This window comes from Burkholderia stabilis (genome assembly GCF_001742165.1).
Classification (GTDB): Bacteria; Pseudomonadota; Gammaproteobacteria; order Burkholderiales; family Burkholderiaceae; genus Burkholderia; species Burkholderia stabilis.
The window spans coordinates 3115948-3135009 of sequence record NZ_CP016443.1 but is presented as its reverse complement, the minus strand read 5'-3'; the positions used below and the strand labels follow the sequence as shown (position 1 = coordinate 3135009).

Genomic DNA, 19062 nt, shown 5'->3' with positions numbered 1-19062 from the left:
GCCTTTTTGCTGGCAATCACTTTACGGAGAGGGGCCGGGACAATATATGGGACAAGTCCTAAACTGGGCGCCGACTGATCGTACTCACTGCGTTCGACGACGCATCGCGGCAACCCGCGACCGGCGTCGCACGCCACGCCGCAAGCCGGTCACGCGTCCGGATCGACGCGCAGCACGAGCTTGCCGCGATGGTCGCCGTCGAACAGGCGATTCAGCACGTCGGGCGCGTTTTCGAGTCCGTCGGCCACGGTCTCCTCGGCCTTGAGGCGACCGTCGCGCAACCAGCCCGAAAGCGTCTGCACGGCTTCGCGGCTCTTGCGGTAATCGAGGATCAGGAAGCCGCGCATCGTCAGCCGCTTCGAGATCAGCACGCCGACATCGTCGGCCGCACGCCCGCTGTTGTAGTTCGAGATCACGCCACACAGCGCGACGCGCCCGCCGATCACCATCCGCGACAGCACCGCGCGCATCACCTCGCCGCCGACGTTCTCGAAGTTCACGTGCACGCCGTCCGGCGTCGCCGCCTTCAGCTGCTGACGGAAATCGTCGGCCTTGTAGTCGACGGCCGCGTCGAAGCCGAGCGTCTCGGTCAGGTAGCGGCACTTGTCGGCACCGCCCGCGATGCCGACCACGCGCGCGCCGTGGATCTTGCCGATCTGCCCGGCGATCGAGCCGACCGACCCGGCCGCCGCCGACACGACGAGCGTTTCGCCGGGTTGCACCGGCGCGATGTCGGTCAGCCCGTAATACGCGGTCAGCCCGCTCATCCCGCACGCACCGAGCAGCGTCGGCAGCGGCAGGCCCGACTGCGCGGGCAGCTTCACGAGTTGCGCGGCCTGGTCGGCCGTCACGACCGCGTAGTCCTGCCAGCCGACGAGCCCCTGCACGAGATCGCCTTGCGCGAACCCCGCATGGCGCGACGCAACCACGCGGCCGATGCCGAGCGCGCGCATCACCTCGCCGATCGCGACGGGCGGCAGGTACTGCGGCACGTCGCTCATCCACACGCGGTTGGTCGGGTCCATCGACAGGTACAACACGCGCACGAGCACCTCGCCGTCCGCGAGCGCCGGCAACGGCGTCTCGACGAGCGAAAAGTGTTCGCGGCCGACGCGCCCTTCGGGGCGCGTCTTCAGCAGCAGTTGGCGATTGACGGGTGTCGACACGATGTTCTCCTCCGGTTGTTCTGTTTTACGGGATGCGCGTCAGACCGCGCACATGCCGCCGTCGATCACGAGCTCGGCGGCCGTGACGAAGCGGCTCTCGTCGGATGCGAGATAGACGGCCGCATGCGCGACGTCGTCCGGATCGCCGAGGCGGCGCAGCGGAATGCCGCGTGCGAGCTTGCGCGTCGCGTCGCGCTCGCCGAGCGTCTGGAACAGCGGCTCGACGATCCCCGTGCGGATGAACGCCGGGTGAATCGAATTGCAACGCACGTCGAGCTCGCGGCGCGCGCAGTCGATCGCGACCGACTTCGTCAGCGACGCGACCGCCGCTTTCGACGCGTTGTACGCGGTGAAATCCGGTTCGACCTTGAACGCGGCCACCGACGAGATGTTGATGATCGACGCGGGATGGCTCTCGGCCAGATACGACAGCGCGTGCTTGCAGCCGAGCACGATGCTCTCGACGTTGATCGCCATCACGCGCCGCCATTCGTCCAGCTCGATTTGCGCGGGCGAGCCGATCGAGCCGACCCCTGCGTTGTTGACGAGCACCGACAGCCCGCCCATCGCATCGTTCGCCTGCGCGAGCAGCGCCTGCCAGCGCGCTTCGTCGCGCACGTCCTGTGTCGCGGCGAACGCGACCGGCGCCGCGTGGCCTGCGTTGAGCTCCTGCGCGAACGCATCGAGCACCGCCGCGTCGGCGATATCGGTCACGAACACGCGCGCACCCTGCTCGACCATCCGGCGCGCGATCGCGTGGCCGAGGCCGCCCGCGGCGCCCGTGATGTATGCGCACTTGCCGGCGAGGCGCGAAGAAACGGCTGTCATGTGACCTGCTCCTATCGTGAGTCGTCGTCGCGGAACGCTGCCGCGACGGGTTTTCCGTGCATCGCGCGACCGGCGCGCGCCGGTCGACGGCGCCTCGCCACGACGAGGCGCCCCACGGTTTCCGCGAGTATATCGAGATAAGCACCACGCGCGCCGGACCAGCCGGGCAAGCGGATTCCGGTCGAACGACAGGCAGCGTACGCGAATGCCGCCAATCGATGAAATGAATATTCGTTATGCCAAGTCATAGATTCAATTCATGACATTCGCACGCGTGCGCCCATGCGCAAGCCGGCGCGACCGATCCTGCGGGCTGGCCGGTTCGTCGACTCGGGGGAATGGCGAGTGATGCGTTCCGCGACGGGCGGGAAAGCGGTCGGGAAGAGGAATCGGGAACCGCCGGGCGCGTGCCAGCGGCGGCATCGTGGCGATGCGGCGGCGCCGGAACGCCGCACCCGGCAAACGTCAGAAGCCGTCGCCCGACGGCGCGCGCACGAACGCGCAGAGCTGCGGCGAATGCGTGTCGATCATCTGCTGGAACGGCGCGCGGTGCCCGTACGCGATGCCCGACACGAGAAGCAGGCAGACGGCCGCGACGCGCGGCGAGAACGCACGCATGCGCGCGCCGCCGTAGCCGCGCAGGAACAGCAGCGCGACCAGCGCGCCGAGCATCCAGCCGACGACCACTTCGGGAATCGTGTGCGAGTGATCGAACACGCGCGCGACGGCCGTGACCGCGCCGACCGCCAGCCCGACCGCGATACCGGGCGCCTTGCCGCCACGGAACGCCTGCCACAGCATCGACAGCGCGACCGTCCACACGGACGTCGACAGCATCGTATGGCCGCTGATCACGCGGAAATCGAATTGGGGAATCTCGATGCCGCACCCGGCATACAGGATCTTCGTGGCGCCGACGAGGCCCATGCCGGCGGCCAGCAGCACGGCCCAGCGCACGGCGAGGCGCCAGTCGGTCAACGCCAGCCACGCCGCGCACGTCAGCGCGATCGGCAAGGTCAGCGCGGCATCGCCGATGTTGCTGATTTCACTCCACATAACGGACTTCGGACGACGATCGAAAGGCCGCAGTTTACCGCATGCGCGCGCGGTGCCTGTATCAGCCTGTGACAGGCTGTATCAGCCCGCGACACCGGTAATCAGCAGCAGGTTCGTGCCGGTGATGACGACGAACAGCGCCCACGCGGCAACCTGCATCCCGCGGCCGATCGTGTGCTCGCCCATCGTGTTGCGATCGCTGACCGAGCGGATCAGCGGCCACATCGCGAACGGCAGCTGCAGGCTCAGCAGCACCTGGCTCCACACGAGCAACTGCCCGACCGACCCGTCGCCGAGCCACAGCACGCCGATCAGCGCGGGCACGAGCGCGAGCCCGCGCGTAATCAGCCGGCGCTGGTAGCACGGGATCTTCGTGTGCAGGAAGCCGTCCATGATGACCTGGCCGGCGATCGTGCCGGTCAGCGTCGAGCTTTGTCCGGACGCGAGCAGCGCGATGCCGAACAGCAGCGCGGCCGCGCCGCCGGCGATCGGCGTAATCAGCTTGTAGGCCTGCTCGATGTCGGTCACGTTGTGCTGGCCCGTGGCATGGAACGCCGCGCCCGCGACGATCAGGATCGCCGCATTGACCAGCATCGCGACGAACAGCGACACGCAGGTATCGATGCGCACGAGCGCGAGCGTGTCGCGGACCACGCCGCGCGCACCGCCGACGACATGTCGCGTCTGCACGACCGACGAGTGCAGATACAGGTTGTGCGGCATGATCGTCGCGCCGACGATGCCGAGCGCGAGCACGATCGCGTCCTTGCGGTCGTGGCCCGGATCGCCGGGCACGAGCCCACCGACCACCGCGTGCCAGTCGGGCGGCGTGATCGCGACCTGTGCGACGAAACAGAACGCCATCGTCGCGATCAGCCCGAGCACGATCGCCTCGATCTGCCGGAACCCCTTGCCCTGCAAGCCGAGCACGATCACCGTGTCGAGCGCGGTCAGCACGATCCCCCACGCGAGCGGTACGCCGAGCAGCAGCTTGAACGCGAGCGCGCAACCGAGGACTTCCGCGATGTCGCACGCGATGATCGACACTTCGGCGGTCACCCACTGCACGACGCGGCCGAACCGGCCGTAGCGGTCGTAGCTGGCCTGCGCGAGATCCTTGCCCGCGACGAGGCCGAGCCGCGCCGCGAGCATCTGCAGGAAGATCGCCGCGAGGCTCGAGAATGCGACGACCCACAGCAGCGAATAGCCGAACTGCGAGCCGGCCTGGATGTCGGTCGCCCAGTTGCCGGGGTCCATGTAGCCGATCGCGACGAGCAGGCCGGGGCCGAAGAAGCGCTTGAGCTTCTGCCAGCGCGGCGCGCCGGCGTCGATCGTGATGCTGCCCTTTACTTCCGACGGACAGAAAGGGGCGGTGGCGGTAGTGGGGAGGAAGGGCATGGAAACCGGGGATCGAGATCGCGACAGGACGATTTTACGGGTATCCGTCCCGTTTTCTCGCGCGCGGCAACGCACGCGTCGCAACTCATCCCGTCGCTGTCGCAAAGCACGGCCGCGGCCCCCTCGTCCGCTTCCGGCGACGCGGCGCCGTGGGTGAGGATCTTTTCCCGCTCGGCGACGCGGAATTCGGTCGGCGACATCAGCAGGCGCTGGCGGAACAGCTTCGCGAGCCGCTCGCCGCTGCCGAAGCCCGTGCGGCGCGCGACCTTGTCGGCCGGCAGCGTCGTGTGGATCAGCATGTGGCATGCGCGCTCGAGCCGCACGTGCTGCACGAACTCGGTCGGCGTCACGCCGATTTCCTTCTTGAAGCGCCGCAGGAAATTACGCTCGCTCATCGCGGCGGCCTGCGCGGCGTTCGCAATCGAGATGCGGTTCACGCTCTGCGCGCGCAGCCGCTGCGCCGACATGCGGATCGACGGGCTCGCGCTCAGTTCGCGAAACGCCCACATCGACTGCGCATAACGCTGCTCGATCGGCCGCAGCATGTTGCTGGCGATCTCCTGCGCGGCGCTGTCGCCGAGATCGACGCGGAACATGTCGAGCGCGGCCGCGAACACGTCGGTCTCGCCGGCCTGCAGCTCGACCGCCGCGGCAGCACGGCGCCCGACGCCGCCGGGCCGCACGTGGATCGCCGCCGACGGCCGCTGCGTGGCCGCGAGCGCGGGCAGGTCCATCGCGTCGAAGATCCAGCGCGCGTGCTCGCGAATGTCGGTCAGGCGCCGCTGCAATGCGTCGTTCCAGTTGACGGCCGCGCGTTCGCCGTGAAGATGAAAGAATGCGAGCGCGCGACGGCCGTGCTCGTCGCCGAGCGGATCGGCAGCGATTCTCACGCCGGACGACGACTGCAACAGCCCCCCGCTTTCGGATACGTACTTCAACTGGTAATCCGCATTGAACGCATGCAGGCGATTCGCCAGATTGAAAGCCTCGCCGAGACGCGCGGCCTGGGCCAACGAAAACCCCGTACTCAAATAGATAACGACCCACCTCTGATCTGCTGCATTCACTGACCAAGCCCCCGACTCGTTTCGACTTCTTCTAATACCGTCGAACTGTCAGGCTTATATTTGGTTTGAATGCGTGCGACAGGACGGCTATCCCGAAATATGAAGCGACGGCATCTTAGCCGAACGGGTAGCGCCTTTGGCGCGAAATGGCCGACGTGGACAGCATGATGGCGGATTACTACAGGCTGTCACATGCCGATACCATGCCGGCACAGAATCACGCCGCTCGATGCCGCCGATTATTGCTGCCGTCATGCACAACGATGCACGTCGTATTGCGCTGCGCATCGAACGAAGCCGCGTTCGCTTGCCGGTTCGAATAGCATCGACACGCGTCGAACGCGCTCGATCGTCGTACACGACATCCGCGCATCCGTTGCCTGCGCATCCTTTAGAATCGATCCACCCTTCACCTCGCCGACCGCGCCCGTGCCCGCCGATCACCGTCTCGACCTGAACCTGTTTCGCGTGCTCGACGCCGTCTACGTGCATGGCGGCATCGGCGCGGCCGCCCGTGCGCTGCATCTCACGCAGCCGGCCGTCACCCACGCGCTCAACCGGCTGCGCGCGCATTTCGACGATCCATTGTTCGTACGCCAGGGCAACCGCGTCGTGCCGACCGAGCGCACGCGTTCGATCATCGCGGACGTACAGTTGCACCTGAGCGGCCTGCAAGGCACCGCGCGCAGCCCGTCCGCATTCGATGCCGCGACGCTCGACCTGAGCATCACGGTGAGCATTCGCGACGCGCTCGAATCGATCGCGCTGCCGCAGATCGTCGCCGCGTTCGCTGACGAAGCGCCGGGCCTGCGGCTCGTAAGCCGCCGCGTCGCGGTGCCCGACATCGAGCGCGAACTCGCATCGGGCAATCTCGATCTCGCCGTCGATCGTCGCGTGCAGACGGGCCCGCGCATTGCGACCGAACACCTGCTCGACGATTCGCTCGTCGTCGCGCTGCGCCGCGATCATCCGCTCGCGGGCGACCCGCTGCGGCGCGCCGACTATTTCGCGGCACGGCATATCTCGGTGTCGTCACTCGGCGAACGGCAATCGCTCGACGTGCTGCTCGGCAACGACGGCCGCTTCCGCGATATCCGGCTCACCTGCCAGCATTATTTCGCCGCCTGCCAGATCGCCGCGACCGGCGACCTGCTCGTCACGCTGCCGCACACCTATGCGCTGCGGATGGCCGCGCTGCTGCCGATCGTCGTGCGGCCGCTGCCGCTGCGCCTCAAGCCGTTTCCGCTCCTCGCGTACTGGCACGAATCGCGCGATGCCGATCGCGCGCATCATTGGGTGCGCGAACGGATCGCCGCGATCGTGCGCAGCAGCGCCGGCGTCGCCGACGCATAACGCATGCAGCGCCCGCCGTGGCGATCGAAACGGTATGCTGACGGCTTCGCGCCGCGACGCGGCGCGCGCCTTCTTCCCGCCTACCGGAGACTTGCCATGTCGCTCATCCATGCCGCCGCCGTCCTCGATGCCGACGCACCCGACTACGTCGTCCGGTTGCAAGCCGGCACGCACGCGCTGACCGGCGACGAAGCGCCGCGCGAAGGCGGCCAGGATCGCGGGCCGGCGCCGTACGAGTTCGTGCTGGCCGGCCTCGCGCAATGCACGGCCGCAACGCTTCGCATGTACATGCAGCGCAAGTCGTGGCCGGCTGCGCGCATCGACGTGCGCACCGAGCTGCATGCCGATCGCGAAGGCACGCAGTACGTGCGCCGCGTCGTGACGCTCGACGGCCCGCTCGACGACGCGCAACGCCAGCGCCTCGCGGAGATCTGCGAGAAAACGCCGGTGACGCAGTTCATCAAGCGCGGCACGCGGATCGAGACGACGCTGAACTGACGTATCGTCCAGCCGCACGGTCGTCGGCTGAAAAGCAAAACGGGCGGGCCGCGCACGATGCGCAGCCCGCCCGTTCTTCGATAAGGTCCGGCGCTTACAGTCCGAGCGCGGACAGATCCAGCTTGCCGCCCTTCATCGGCGGGCACCAGAAATACGCGCCCGTCAGCGGCCGCGTGAAACGGAACAGCCCGTCGACGATCCCGTCGTCCGCGCCGCTCATCCGGCGCATCTGCACGTCGAACGCACGGAACGAGCAGCCGAACGCAACGAAATAAAGACCGGCACGGCGCGCGTCCGACCACGGCGACGAACGGCGCAGCATGAACGCCTCCGGCTCGAAGCTTTCCTGCGCGGTGCGCTTCACGTGCGCGAACTCGGGTGCGTCGTCGAGTTCCTCGTTGTCCGAACGGCGGCGCCCGATGATGTTGTCCATGTCGCCCGACGGAATGCGTTCCATCTGGTCGAAATCGTGCAGCCATTGCTGGACCGCGACGAAGCTCGAACCGTCGAGCCCCGCGCCCTGCCCCGTCACAATCGCCGCCGCGACCGCATCATCGCCGGTCGGGTTCTCGGTGCCGTCCTCGTAGCCGGACAGGTCGCGATCGTTCGAATAGCGGAAGCCGTCGACGGCATCCTGCAGCGCGAACGCCGGCGCCAGCGCGCGCTCGATCGCCCGCGCGCGCAGCACGATCTCGCCGCGATCGTCGGCACGCAGCCAGACCCATACGTCGGCCGGCGTCGCCGGCAGCGTGCGGTCCTTCACCGCGAATGCCGGGTAATCGGTCAAGCCCGGAACCGGGCGCCCGAAGTGCGCCGCGAGCGCGTGCCCGAAACCGACGACCGTGTCGCGTCCGTCGACGATCTCGCGCAGCGCGGCCAGCGCCGCCGCCACATTGCCGTCATTCGAAATCGTGAAAGTGAGGTATCGGGCCGCCGTGTCGATCGGGGTCAGGATGCCTTGCTGAACGTCGCTCATCGTTTCCTCAGGAATGTATCGTGGTGAATCTGCGAGGGCCGCTTCGCAGGCCGCCCATCGTGTGCCGGGACACGCCTGCCGGCGCGCGCCGGGCACGCCAGAGTGTAATCGATGCGCCCGCCGGGCCGTGCGCCGCCGCGCCGCGGCAGGCCCGCGAAAGAAGGGCCAAAACCCAGAATACTAACCGTATCGACGCCGCAACGCCGCATTCGTCAGACGTTGCAGCGCGCCGGACACTGCTGATAGAATCTTTACACGTCTTTTCGGCGTCCTTTCAACCGTTCACTTCAGGGGAGGTGCAGATGTTCCGAATGCCAGCAACCTTCCCGAACGTGGTCCCACGGCGCAGCTGATCCGGCCCGCCGTCCGCGCAGGCTCCCGAGTTTTCCGCTAACCCGTCAGCCGCGCTTTTTCCCGACAGCCCGTCTCGTTCCGCCCGCGTTTTTCGTCGCGGCTCCGGCTGTTGCGTTTTCGACGTTCTCCGAACCGGAAAGTCCCGTCGCGCGACGCGCCGGGCAACGATACATGACCAGAAAAACCACCCAGTTGGGCGGCCACGCATTCAAGGCCGTCTTCGGCTTCACCATCCGCTACTGGCGCAAGCAGCCGGCACGCATCGCCACGGTCGCGACCTTCGCGCTGCTCGCCGCGCTCGCCGACGTGCTCACGCCGCTGTTCGCCGGCCGCCTCGTCGACGCGCTGTCGACCGGCCTGACCGACCGCGCCGCCGCATGGCACGCGGCCGTCGCCGCATTCGGCACGCTCGCCGCGCTCGGCATCGGCGCGACGGTGCTGCGGCAAGGCGTCTACCTGAACATCATCACGCTCACGCTGAAGATGATGAGCGAGATCGCCGCCGCGTCGTTCCATCGCGTGCAGCGCTTCTCGACCGACTGGCACGCGAACAGCTTCGCGGGCTCGACCGTGCGCAAGATCACGCGCGGCATCTGGGCGCTCGACCTGCTGAACGACACCGTGCTGATCGCGCTGCTGCCGTCGGTCACGATGCTGGTCGGCGCAACCGTGCTGCTCGGCACGCACTGGCCCGTGATGGGGCTCGTCGTCGGCGCGGGATCGCTGCTGTATATCGCGGTGACGGTCGCCGTGTCGCTCGGCATCGTCGCGCCGGCCGCACGGCTCGGCAACCTGTGGGATACGCGCATGGGCGGCGCGCTCGCGGACGCCGTGAGCTGCAACGCGGTCGTCAAGGCGTTCGGCGCGGAAACGCGAGAAGAAACGCGGCTCTCGCGCGTGATCGGCAAGTGGCGCCAGCGCACGCGCCGCACGTGGGTGCGCGGCACGTTCAACGGCGGGCTGCAGGGTGCGATGCTCGTGGCGATGCAGGCCGCGATGATCGGCGTCGCGCTGCGGCTGTGGGCGAACGACGAAGCGAGCGTCGGCGACATCGCGTTCGCGCTGACGATGTTCTTCATGCTGCAGGGTTACCTGCGCGACGTCGGCATGCACATCCGCAACCTGCAGCGCTCGGTCAACGACATGGAAGAGCTCGTCGCGCTCGAACGTCAGCCGCTCGGCATCGACGATCGGCCCGACGCGCCGGCCATCCGGATCGGCCAGGGCGAAATCCGCTTCGAGCACGTGACGTTCCGCTACGGCAACCATCCGGTGCCGCTGTACGACGATTTCTCGATGCGTATCGCGCCGGGCGAGCGCGTGGGCCTCGTCGGTCACTCGGGTTCGGGCAAGACGACGTTCATCAAGCTGATCCAGCGCCTGTACGACGTGTCGGGCGGCCGCATCACGATCGACGGCCAGGACATCGCTCGCGTGCGGCAGGATTCGCTGCGCAGCCAGATCGCGATCGTGCAGCAGGAGCCCGTGCTGTTCCACCGGACGCTCGCGGAGAACATCGCGTATGCGCGCCCCGATGCGAGCCGCGCGGACATCGAGCGCGCCGCGCGTCTCGCCAGCGCACACGACTTCATCGTCGCGCTGCCGGACGGTTATGACACGCTCGTCGGCGAACGCGGGATCAAGCTGTCGGGCGGCGAGCGCCAGCGCGTCGCGATCGCGCGCGCGTTCCTCGCCGATGCGCCGATCCTGATCCTCGACGAAGCGACGTCGAGCCTCGACAGCGAGAGCGAGCTGCTGATCCAGCAGGCGATGGAGCGGCTGATGGTGGGCCGCACGACGCTTGTGGTCGCGCACCGGCTGTCGACCGTGCGCGCGCTCGACCGGCTGCTCGTGCTCGATCGCGGCAAGGTGATCGAGGAAGGCAGCCACGACGCGCTGATCCGCATCGACGGCGGCATCTACCGCCGGCTGTTCGAGCGGCAGGCGCTGGAGCTCGCGAAGGGGCTTGCCGATTCGCCGCAGCGCACGGCGGACGACGCCGCCGGCCCGCTGGGCGAGCCGGCCGAGGCTTGACGCCGGGCGAACGCGACCTGGCCCCGGCGGCGGGAAGGCCGACCGCCGGGCCAGGTCGGCACACTGAGATCCGGATCGCGGCCGTGCCATGGGCACGGCCTTTTTTGTGTCCCCGAATATTGCCGGCCTTCCCCGAGCCGCGCGCGGCGGCACGGCCTTCTCCGGGATCACTTATCATGTCGGCCAGGAAATTTGCGACGAGGGATCGATCATGTTTACAGGAATTGTCCAGGGCGTTGGCGTCATCAAGGCCACCAAGGATCACGGGGAGCTGAGAACCTTCAGCATCGAATTCCCCGAGCGCTTCACCGACGACATCGAGATCGGTGCGAGCGTCTCGGTCGACGGCGTGTGCCTCACGGTGACGACCATCCATTCGCCGACGCTGATCGACTTCGACGTGATGCTGCCGAGCCTGAAGATCACCACGCTGGCCGACCTGGCAACCGGCTCGCGGATCAACGTCGAGCGGGCCGCGAAGGACGGCGCGGAAATCGGCGGGCATCCGCTGTCCGGCCATGTCGACTTCCCGGGGACCATCCTGCACATCGCGACGTCCGAGCACAACCGGATGATCCGCATCGGCGTGCCGGCCGAGTTCAAGCGATACGTGTTTGCGAAGGGCTATATCGCGATCAACGGCTGCAGCCTGACCGTGTCGGACGTCAATCGCGAAGAAGGCTGGTTCGAGATCTGGCTGATTCCCGAAACGCGGCGCGCAACCACGTTCGATGCGAAGGGCGTCAACGACAAGGTCAATATCGAGATCGAGCGAAGCACGCAGGTCGTCGTCGATACGATCCGGGAATCGGTCAAGGAAACGCTCGGCGAACTGACCGGCATCGTCACGACGCTGCTGGCCGAAAAAGGCGTCGATATCGAGGAACTGCTGGCCCGCAATGTCGCGCGACTGCCGAAGAAGTAACAACGAATGCCGGTCGGCTAGGTGATCCGCTGGATCACCGAGTACCGGCTGCCGTCGGAAAACACCTCGACCCACGGTTCCGATTCCTCGAACGTCCAGAGTACGAGATCGAGGCCGGCCAGGTCGTCCCAGTCGTCGTCGGGCCAGGGAACGTGCCACCCGCCCGCGACGGCGACCACGCCGGTCGTGTAGAGCGGGCATTGCCTCATCCATTCGCGCGCATAGTCGTGCACCTCGACGCCCTTGAAGTTATCGTTGAATCCCCAGTCGCGTTGCCACCCGTGTGCGCTCAGGTAGGCGTCGATCGCGGCCGAGCCGAAGCGGAACACCGCTTCGATCGGCGGCAGCGAGGTCGCGTCGGAGCGGCACAGCGGGCGTTCGGAAGGAACGGGTTGCGCGGAAGTCTCCACGCGGCCTGACGCGCCATGCTCGTCGAGATACACGTTCAGCCAGGTGCCATCGCGCTCGACGGACACGCACAACGCGCCCGCGTCGATACCGTGCCAGTATCCGGTGACGGGTGCTCCGTCATCCGCGAAACGGTATTGACGGCAGGGCCTGACAAGGCGATGCGCTTCGGTCAGGAAGTCGTCGAGTGTCATCGAATGTCTGTCGCCCGGTTTTCGGCACCTTGTGTACGAAGAACGTATTCCGTCATGTCAGGAATGCGTCAATCCCTTGCGTCCATCCCGAACGCCCGGGTTCGGCGCCGCGACACCCGGCGCACGCCCGCCAGCAAACCAGATTCGGACAACATAGATCACCAGTACACCGATGACCAACCCCGACAACACATCGGACAGGTAATGCCCGCCCTGCGTCGGCGTCGAAACGATCATCAGCGCATTCAGTGCAATCCCGATCGGGAACACAAACCGGACATGGCGCAGCGAATAGGCAAAGCTCAACGCAAGCATGACGTGCAGCGACGGGAAGGAAATGAGCCCCTGGGCCGATGCGAATATCACTTCCCGGGCTGCTCCGCTTCGCAACCGCGCAAAGTCGGATACGGTCGAAACGGTACCGGGGTCTTGAATATTGAAATGCAGGAACGCGCTCTCGGCCGGAAGAAAGACAGAGATCAGAATCGACACGATGACCGCGACGATGAATTGCACAACGAACTCGGCGTAGTCCTGCGAGTTCGAAGTAATCGCAAGAATGACGGGGATGGCGAGGAGTTGCGCATCGCCGGACACATACGCGAGCCCAAGGACGGCCTGCATCCAGTGATGCATCGTCACCCAGCGATAAATTTCCAGCCAGTGAAATCCGAGCGCGGCGTCAACCGCCACCAGGGCGTCGCCCACGAGCGGGAAGTTGGTCGTGACGCACAGGTATTGAAAGACCAGCGCGACATGCGTGAACACGGCCAGAACCGCGATCCATTGAAGTGAATGCGCGACATTTTCATAGAACGCCTTTCTGGCGGGCACCTTGTACGGTATGCGCGAAATCAGCCAGAACGCCAGGGCAACAGCAAAGACAACGGAAAGCATTCGCGCACTTTGCACCAGGCTGCCCTTTTCGATTCGAAAATCGACGTGGTACGCCCAGATCAGGTCGACGAGTATCAGCAGGATGGTCACCAACCACGCGGCCAAGTAAATTTTCCGGCTATTTTTCGACATGTGTCATTCTCATTTTTCTGTGTCGATCCCGCCGGGACGAGCCAATACCGGCAGATGGTCCAATGCATTTTCTGGCGATGCGTGCGGGATTGTCGGCGATCCAGGTGATCGTGTCGAACCCCTCAACCCGACCGAACACCAACGACACCCGCCGTATTTCCCGCCCATTCGCGGCGAACCCATTTTACGGAGTCGCTTTCCGCCGCGCCATCCCCCGGCTCCAATGCGCGCGCCCCGCCTCACTCCACCTCAGCCTGCGCCCCCTTCCCCACCGCCACGCGCTGCGCGCGATAAATCCCCGCATGCCCTGAAAACAGATACGCGACGACACACGCGACGATCGCATACACGCCGATATCCGCGCCGAACAGCTCGATCGCCATGATCGTCGACGCGATCGGCGTATTGGCCGCGCCCGCGAACACCGCGACGAAGCCGAGCCCCGCGAGCACGGGCACCGGCAGCGCCAGCACCTGGCCGAGCGCGTTGCCGAGCGTCGCGCCGATGTAGAACAGCGGCGTCACTTCACCGCCCTTGAACCCCGATGCGAGCGTGACGACGGTGAACGCGAACTTGCCCGCGAAATCGTAGAGCGGCAGCGGGCCGTGAAACGCGGCCTCGATCGTCGGGATGCCAAGACCGAGATACTGCGGCACATTCAGCACGGTGGCGGCCGCGGCGACCAGCAGGCCGCCGAGCACCGGCTGCAGCGGCGCGTAGCGGACCACACGCCGGAACCACGCGGTCAGCGCATGCGTCGCATACGCGAACAGCCGCCCGACGACGCCGAACGCGATGCCCGCGACGACCGTCACGGCCAGCCCCGTCGCCGACACGGCCGGCACGAACGGAATCGCGTAAGCCGTGTGATGCACGCCCCACGCGCGGCACACGACGTCCGCGACGATCGCCGATGCGACGCAGGTCAGCAGCGCGTCGTACCGCACACGCCCGATCGCGAGCACCTCGAGCCCGAACACTGCGCCCGCGAGCGGTGTGCCGAACACCGACGCGAAACCGGCCGCGATGCCGCCCATCAGCAGCACGCGCCGATGCTCGCGATCGAGGCGGAACACGTGCGTGATGCGATCGGCGAGCGCGCCGCCCATCTGCACGGCCGTGCCCTCGCGGCCGGCCGAGCCGCCGAACAGGTGCGTGACGACGGTCGCGACGAGCACGAGCGGCGCCATCCGCTTCGGCACGAGCGCCTTCGGATCGTGAATCTCGTCGATCAGCAGGTTGTTGCCGCGCGCGACGGACTGGCCGAAACGATGGTAGATCCAGCCGGTCGCGAACCCGGTGGCCGGCAGCCCCCACAGCAGCCACGGATGCGACACGCGCGTGCCGGTCGCCCAGTCGAGCGCAATCAGGAACAGCGCGGAAGCCGTGCCGGCCAGCGCGCCGAGCAGGGCCGAGAGCGCGAGCCAGCGGCACACGTAGCGCACGGTCGCGAGAAGATCGGCAGAAGTGGTGAAAAACATGATTTCCAGATTCGACAGAACATCAAAACCTGGGCGGCAGAATACCGCATGGACGGCCTGCGACCTCCTGAAACCCAGGAACACGCAGGCATCATCAGCCGGGCAAACCGGCGGTTGAGGGCCGCACCGCGCGCAACGCGCCGGGAACGACCGCAGGGAGGCATGCCATCTCCGCAGGCCGCAATTGTACGCGACGCCGCGCATCGCCCGCAATGCGGCCGCCGGCATACCGGAATCGGACTGCGCCGCGCCCCCCCTGCGCGCCGTCAATCGCGCAGCGGGCGCGTGATGCGCGAAATCAGTTGGGGCGCGATCCGTTCGAGCGGCAGGATCGCCGATGCCGCGCCGATCGCCGCGGCCGCCTTCGGCATCCCGTAGACGGCGCTGGTCGCCTCGTCCTGCGCGATCGTATAGCAGCCTTTCGCGCGCATCGCCTTCAGGCCGAGCGCGCCGTCGCGCCCCATTCCCGTCAGCAGCACGCCGAGCGCGTCGCCCTGCCAGCCGTCGGCGACGCTGTTGAAGAACACGTCGATCGACGGCCGGTATGGCGTCTCGACCGGATGCCGCGTATAGCCGAGCACGCCGCGCGGCGACAGATACAGATGATCGTTGGTCGCCGCGAGCAGCACCTCTCCCGCCTGCGGCGTGCTGCCCTGCCGCGCGACCCGCACCGGCAGGCGCGTATAGCCGTCGAGCCACTCGGCCATCCCGAGCGCGAACGCCTGGTCGACGTGCTGGACGATCACGATCGCCGCCGGGAAATCGGCCGGCAATGCACGCAGCAGCGCGGTGAGCGCGGTCGGCCCGCCCGCCGACGCGCCGATCGCGACGAGCGTCGGCTGGCCGCGCGCGGGCGTCGGCCCCGGCGGCACGAGCGCCGCGGTGCGGCTTTCGAGCAGCCGGCCGATCTGGTCGATCTTCGCGAGCAGCGCCTGCGGCGACGCGTCGGTCGACAGCCCGAGCGCGAGCGTCGGCGTATCGACCGCATCGAGCGCACCGGCGCCCATCGCCTCGTAGACCGACGACGTATTCGCGCTGACGCTGGCCGTCACGACCAGGATCGCGCACGGCGCGCGCGCCATGATCTGGCGCGTGGCGGCCACACCGTCGACCTTCGGCATCACGAGATCCATCAGCACGAGATCCGGCGGATGCGCGATGCAGAAATCCACCGCCTCGTCGCCGTCGGTCGCGACCCACAGCACGCGGTGATCCGCGCGCAGCGCGAGCACGCGGCGCAGCGCCTCCACGGCCAGCGGCAGATCGTTGACGATGCCGATGTTCATCCGCGCGCGTCCCCGATCAGGTCGTGCACGGCGTCGAGCAGCGCCTCGTCGTGGAAGCTGCTCTTCGCGAGGTAATAGTCGGCGCCGGCGTCGAGCCCGCGGCGGCGATCCTCGTCGCGATCCTTGTACGACACGATCATCACCGGCACGCGCTTGAGCGTCGGATCGCCCTTGATCAGCGTGACGAGTTCGATCCCGTCCATGCGCGGCATATCGACGTCGGTGACGACGAGATCGAACGTATCGCTGCGCACCGCGTTCCAGCCTTCCATGCCGTCGACCGCGACGGTCACGTCGTAACCGCGCTTCTCCAGCAGCTTGCGTTCGAGCTCGCGCACCGTCAGCGAATCGTCGACGACGAGCACGCGGCGGCGCCGGTCGGCGAGCGCAAGCTGCGGGTCGCGTGTGAGTCGTGCGAGTTGGCCGCCGCGCACGAGCTTGTCGACCGAGCGGATCAGGTCCTCGACGTCGACGATCAGCACCGGGTCGCCGTTCTCGAGCAGCGCGCCGGCCGCGATGTTCTGGATCTTGTGCAGGCGGCTGTCGAGCGGCTGCACGACGAGCATCCGCTCGCCGAGGAAGCGGTCCACCGCGACGCCGTACAGCTCGGGCTCGGCACCGACCACCACGACCGCCGTGCTCGCGCGCGCCGCATCGGGTTCACCCGCGTCGAGCAGCTGGTGCGCGGCGACGAGGCCCGCACGCCGGCCGTCGAACGGAAAATGCGGCTGCCCTTCGAGCACGTCGATGTCGTCGTGCGAAAGCTCGAGCGTGCGGCGCACGTGCGCGAGCGGGAACGCATACGGCTCGCCGCCGACTTCGACGAGCAGGCTGCGGATCACCGACAGCGTGAGCGGCAACTGCAGCACGAAGCGCATGCCCGCGCCCGGCTCGTTGAAGATCCGCACCGCGCCGCGCACGCCGCGCACCATCTCCTGCACCGCGTCGAGGCCGACGCCGCGCCCCGACACGTCGGTCACCGCATCGCGCATCGAGAAGCCCGGCAGCAGCAGGAATTCGAGCAGTTCGGGATCGGACAGCCGCGCGGCCGTTTCGTCGTCGGTCAGCCGCTGGCGCACGACGGCCGCGCGCAGCGCGTCCATGTCGACGCCCGGCCCGTCGTCGATCACGCTGACCAGCAGCGAGCCGGCGCTGTGACGCGCCTCCAGCGTCACGCTCGCCTCAGACAACTTGCCGCGCGCGCGGCGCGCCTCGGGCGACTCGACGCCGTGGTCGATCGCGTTGCGCAGCAGGTGGCCGAGCGGCGCGTCGAGCAGGTCGAGGATGTCGCGATCGACCTGCGTGCCCTCGCCGACGATCGAGAAGCGCACCTGCTTGCCGAGCGAGCGCGCGAGATCGCGGACGATGCGCGGATACGCGCGCGTCGCGTCGCCGAACGGCCGCATCCGGCATTGCAGCGCCTCGTCGTACAGCTGTTCGGCGATATGCGTGCTGCGCCGCTCGAAGCGGTCGAATTCGTCCATGCGCTCGGCGAGCGAGCGCTGCAGGTCGTTGAGCATGTGCCGCACTTCGTTCATCGACGCGAGCATGCCCGCGTCGAGATCGTCAGCGAACTGTTCGTACATCAGATCGAGCGAGCGCGCGGCGTCGCGCTGCGCACGCTTCACGCGCAGCATCGATTCGGCGAACGGCTTGAGCCAGCGCGATTCGACCAGCGATTCGCCGGACAGGCTCAGCAAGCGGTTCAGCGTATCGGCGCGCACGCGGCGCATCGCGCCGGCGCCGGCCGCGCGGCCGGCCTGGACCGGATCGGGAATCGCGCCCGACACGGCGAGCGGAGGCACCGCCGCGCCGGCGCCGACGGGCTCGTTCGCGGCGCCGTCGTGGTCGCGATACGGCACGACCGACGCCGGCGGCGGCGCGACGGCCGATGCCTGCATCGTCTGCGCACCGTCGGCGCCCGTCAGCGCCAGCGCGAACGCGTCGATCTCGACCGATGAAACGGGTTGCGCCTGCGGATCGGCGACGCGCACCAGCAGGTCGACGCCGGCGAGCAGCACGTCGACGTGCGTGGCCGTCAGCGCGATCGTCCCGGCCTGCGCGGCGACGAAGCACTCTTCCATCCGCCCCGCGATGTCGACGCCGAGCGGCACGCCGACGATGCGCGCGGCGCCCTTCAACGAATGCGCGGCGCGCATGCACGCCTCGAGCGCGACGGAATCGGGCTCGCCCGATTCGAGCGCGAGCAGCCGCTCGGACAGCGCCTGGGTCTGCGTGCGCGTCTCCTCCCGATACAGCTCGAGCAGCGACAGGTGGCTCAGGTCGTCATCGCCGCTCATCGCATGCTCCGTGTCACGGCGTCGAACAGGCGATCGTCGTCGAGCAGGCCCACCGACTTGCCGCGCCACGACAACACGCCGCGCGACAGGCCGGCGCTCGCGCGCCCGACCGTCGCCGGCACCGGCACCCAGTCGGATGCGCCGAAGCGCAGCACGCCCTCGACTTCGTCGACCGGAAACACGACCGGGTCGCCCTGATGCGCGGCGACCAGCAGCCGCGTGAAACGGCCGTCGCCGCTGTCGTTGCCACCCTTGCCCGCGTCGAGGCCGAGCAGCGCGCCGATCGAGATCGCGATGCGCAGCGTGCCGCGGATGTTGACCACGCCGCGCACGGCCGAATTACGGCGATGCGGCAGCGAATGGATCGGGCGCGTGCCGGCGATCTCGCGCAGCACGCCGATCGGCAGCGCAAGCCATTCGTCGGCTACGCGAAACGCCAGCGCCGCATGGTGCGCATCGCCGTCGTCGTCGCGCGCCCGCGTCGCGCCGAAGGCGCTCATCCGGCGCGTGGCGTCGGCCATCTCGGCTTCGCCGAGCGGACGCTCGAGCAGCTTCGCGGCGTGATACGCGTAGACCGGGCAGTTCAGGCAGCGCAGGCAGTCGGCCAGCCGTTCGCACGAGCGGTCGCCGCGCGTGCCGATCCGGTTCCAGCAATCGTCGACGTCGATCGTCGTGTCGTCAGTGGCAGCGGCGTCGCGGTTCATTGATT

General features: G+C 67.8%; 16 protein-coding genes and 1 riboswitch. Of the genes, 4 read left to right on the top strand and 12 right to left on the bottom strand.

Translation table 11 applies throughout. The features are described from left to right. Positions 1-149: 149 nt before the first annotated feature. The 5 genes from BBJ41_RS31875 to BBJ41_RS31855 all read right to left on the bottom strand — a co-directional run bounded on the left by BBJ41_RS31875 (position 150) and on the right by BBJ41_RS31855 (position 5461). Positions 150-1166 (bottom strand): NADP-dependent oxidoreductase, encoded by a 1017-nt coding sequence (locus BBJ41_RS31875; RefSeq protein WP_069750121.1) that lies wholly within the window; start codon positions 1164-1166, stop codon positions 150-152. Between the two features lie 39 nt (positions 1167-1205). Further along, complete coding sequence (locus BBJ41_RS31870) at positions 1206-1994, bottom strand: SDR family oxidoreductase (RefSeq protein WP_069750120.1); 789 nt, start codon at positions 1992-1994, stop codon at positions 1206-1208. Between the two features lie 465 nt (positions 1995-2459). Next, positions 2460-3050, bottom strand: a complete 591-nt coding sequence (locus tag BBJ41_RS31865; protein WP_069750119.1) for a phosphatase PAP2 family protein — start codon at positions 3048-3050, stop codon at positions 2460-2462. Positions 3051-3131: 81 nt separating this feature from the next. Further along, positions 3132-4448: an Nramp family divalent metal transporter gene (locus BBJ41_RS31860; RefSeq protein WP_069750118.1), complete on the bottom strand. Its 1317-nt coding sequence runs from the start codon at positions 4446-4448 to the stop codon at positions 3132-3134. After that, positions 4397-5461, bottom strand: coding sequence for a helix-turn-helix domain-containing protein (locus BBJ41_RS31855; protein ID WP_069750117.1), 1065 nt, complete (start codon positions 5459-5461; stop codon positions 4397-4399). The genes BBJ41_RS31860 and BBJ41_RS31855 overlap by 52 nt, the downstream gene beginning before the upstream one ends. A 483-nt stretch (positions 5462-5944) precedes the next feature. On the opposite strand from BBJ41_RS31855, the gene BBJ41_RS31850 reads away from it, so the two are divergent. Continuing rightward, entirely contained in the window at positions 5945-6868 is a 924-nt protein-coding gene (locus BBJ41_RS31850) for a LysR family transcriptional regulator (RefSeq protein ID WP_069750116.1), read from the top strand. Between the two features lie 96 nt (positions 6869-6964). Next, the gene (locus BBJ41_RS31845; protein WP_069750115.1) at positions 6965-7366 is read left to right on the top strand and encodes an OsmC family protein; all 402 of its coding nucleotides are present in this window, start codon (positions 6965-6967) and stop codon (positions 7364-7366) included. A 94-nt stretch (positions 7367-7460) separates the two neighbouring features. Here BBJ41_RS31845 and BBJ41_RS31840 read toward each other — a convergent pair whose 3' ends face one another. Further along, positions 7461-8342 carry a Dyp-type peroxidase gene (locus BBJ41_RS31840; RefSeq protein ID WP_069750114.1) on the bottom strand — a complete coding sequence of 294 codons (882 nt, stop codon included), beginning with the start codon at positions 8340-8342 and terminating at the stop codon, positions 7461-7463. A gap of 525 nt (positions 8343-8867) precedes the next feature. Between BBJ41_RS31840 and BBJ41_RS31835 the strand changes: the two genes are divergently transcribed. Together BBJ41_RS31835 and BBJ41_RS31830 are read left to right on the top strand one after the other, a co-directional pair. Then, positions 8868-10730, top strand: a complete 1863-nt coding sequence (locus BBJ41_RS31835) for an ABC transporter ATP-binding protein (RefSeq protein WP_069750113.1) — start codon at positions 8868-8870, stop codon at positions 10728-10730. Between the two features lie 211 nt (positions 10731-10941). Further along, on the top strand, positions 10942-11655 hold the full coding sequence (locus tag BBJ41_RS31830) for a riboflavin synthase (protein ID WP_069750112.1): 714 nt from the start codon (positions 10942-10944) through the stop codon (positions 11653-11655). 17 nt (positions 11656-11672) lie between these two features. Here the strand turns inward: BBJ41_RS31830 and BBJ41_RS31825 are convergent, their stop codons facing one another. From BBJ41_RS31825 to BBJ41_RS31800, 6 genes are all read right to left on the bottom strand, one after another. After that, entirely contained in the window at positions 11673-12257 is a 585-nt protein-coding gene (locus tag BBJ41_RS31825; protein ID WP_069750111.1) for a hypothetical protein, read from the bottom strand. A gap of 57 nt (positions 12258-12314) precedes the next feature. Further along, positions 12315-13286 carry a phosphatase PAP2 family protein gene (locus BBJ41_RS31820; RefSeq protein WP_083282036.1) on the bottom strand — a complete coding sequence of 324 codons (972 nt, stop codon included), beginning with the start codon at positions 13284-13286 and terminating at the stop codon, positions 12315-12317. Between the two features lie 239 nt (positions 13287-13525). Continuing rightward, on the bottom strand, positions 13526-14767 hold the full coding sequence (locus BBJ41_RS31815) for a voltage-gated chloride channel family protein (protein WP_069750110.1): 1242 nt from the start codon (positions 14765-14767) through the stop codon (positions 13526-13528). Between the two features lie 78 nt (positions 14768-14845). Next, positions 14846-14949: riboswitch (Fluoride riboswitch) on the bottom strand. An 84-nt stretch (positions 14950-15033) separates the two neighbouring features. After that, on the bottom strand, positions 15034-16053 hold the full coding sequence (gene cheB, locus BBJ41_RS31810) for a chemotaxis response regulator protein-glutamate methylesterase (protein ID WP_069750109.1): 1020 nt from the start codon (positions 16051-16053) through the stop codon (positions 15034-15036). After that, positions 16050-18353, bottom strand: a complete 2304-nt coding sequence (locus BBJ41_RS31805) for a hybrid sensor histidine kinase/response regulator (RefSeq protein ID WP_069750108.1) — start codon at positions 18351-18353, stop codon at positions 16050-16052. Before BBJ41_RS31805 ends, cheB begins: the two co-directional genes overlap by 4 nt. Then, on the bottom strand, positions 18350-19057 hold the full coding sequence (locus BBJ41_RS31800; protein WP_069750107.1) for a chemotaxis protein CheW: 708 nt from the start codon (positions 19055-19057) through the stop codon (positions 18350-18352). Before BBJ41_RS31800 ends, BBJ41_RS31805 begins: the two co-directional genes overlap by 4 nt. Positions 19058-19062 lie beyond the last annotated feature (5 nt).

Bases quoted from the DNA above. Each gene is read 5' to 3' on its own strand.
- BBJ41_RS31870 (WP_069750120.1), bottom strand. From the start codon at position 1,994: ATGACAGCCGTTTCTTCGCGCCTCGCCGGCAAGTGCGCATACATCACG.
- BBJ41_RS31865 (WP_069750119.1), bottom strand. From the start codon at position 3,050: ATGTGGAGTGAAATCAGCAACATCGGCGATGCCGCGCTGACCTTGCCG.
- BBJ41_RS31860 (WP_069750118.1), bottom strand. From the start codon at position 4,448: ATGCCCTTCCTCCCCACTACCGCCACCGCCCCTTTCTGTCCGTCGGAA.
- BBJ41_RS31845 (WP_069750115.1), top strand. From the start codon at position 6,965: ATGTCGCTCATCCATGCCGCCGCCGTCCTCGATGCCGACGCACCCGAC.
- BBJ41_RS31840 (WP_069750114.1), bottom strand. From the start codon at position 8,342: ATGAGCGACGTTCAGCAAGGCATCCTGACCCCGATCGACACGGCGGCC.
- BBJ41_RS31835 (WP_069750113.1), top strand. From the start codon at position 8,868: ATGACCAGAAAAACCACCCAGTTGGGCGGCCACGCATTCAAGGCCGTC.
- BBJ41_RS31830 (WP_069750112.1), top strand. From the start codon at position 10,942: ATGTTTACAGGAATTGTCCAGGGCGTTGGCGTCATCAAGGCCACCAAG.
- BBJ41_RS31825 (WP_069750111.1), bottom strand. From the start codon at position 12,257: ATGACACTCGACGACTTCCTGACCGAAGCGCATCGCCTTGTCAGGCCC.
- BBJ41_RS31820 (WP_083282036.1), bottom strand. From the start codon at position 13,286: ATGTCGAAAAATAGCCGGAAAATTTACTTGGCCGCGTGGTTGGTGACC.
- BBJ41_RS31815 (WP_069750110.1), bottom strand. From the start codon at position 14,767: ATGTTTTTCACCACTTCTGCCGATCTTCTCGCGACCGTGCGCTACGTG.
- cheB (WP_069750109.1), bottom strand. From the start codon at position 16,053: ATGAACATCGGCATCGTCAACGATCTGCCGCTGGCCGTGGAGGCGCTG.
- BBJ41_RS31805 (WP_069750108.1), bottom strand. From the start codon at position 18,353: ATGAGCGGCGATGACGACCTGAGCCACCTGTCGCTGCTCGAGCTGTAT.
- BBJ41_RS31800 (WP_069750107.1), bottom strand. From the start codon at position 19,057: ATGAACCGCGACGCCGCTGCCACTGACGACACGACGATCGACGTCGAC.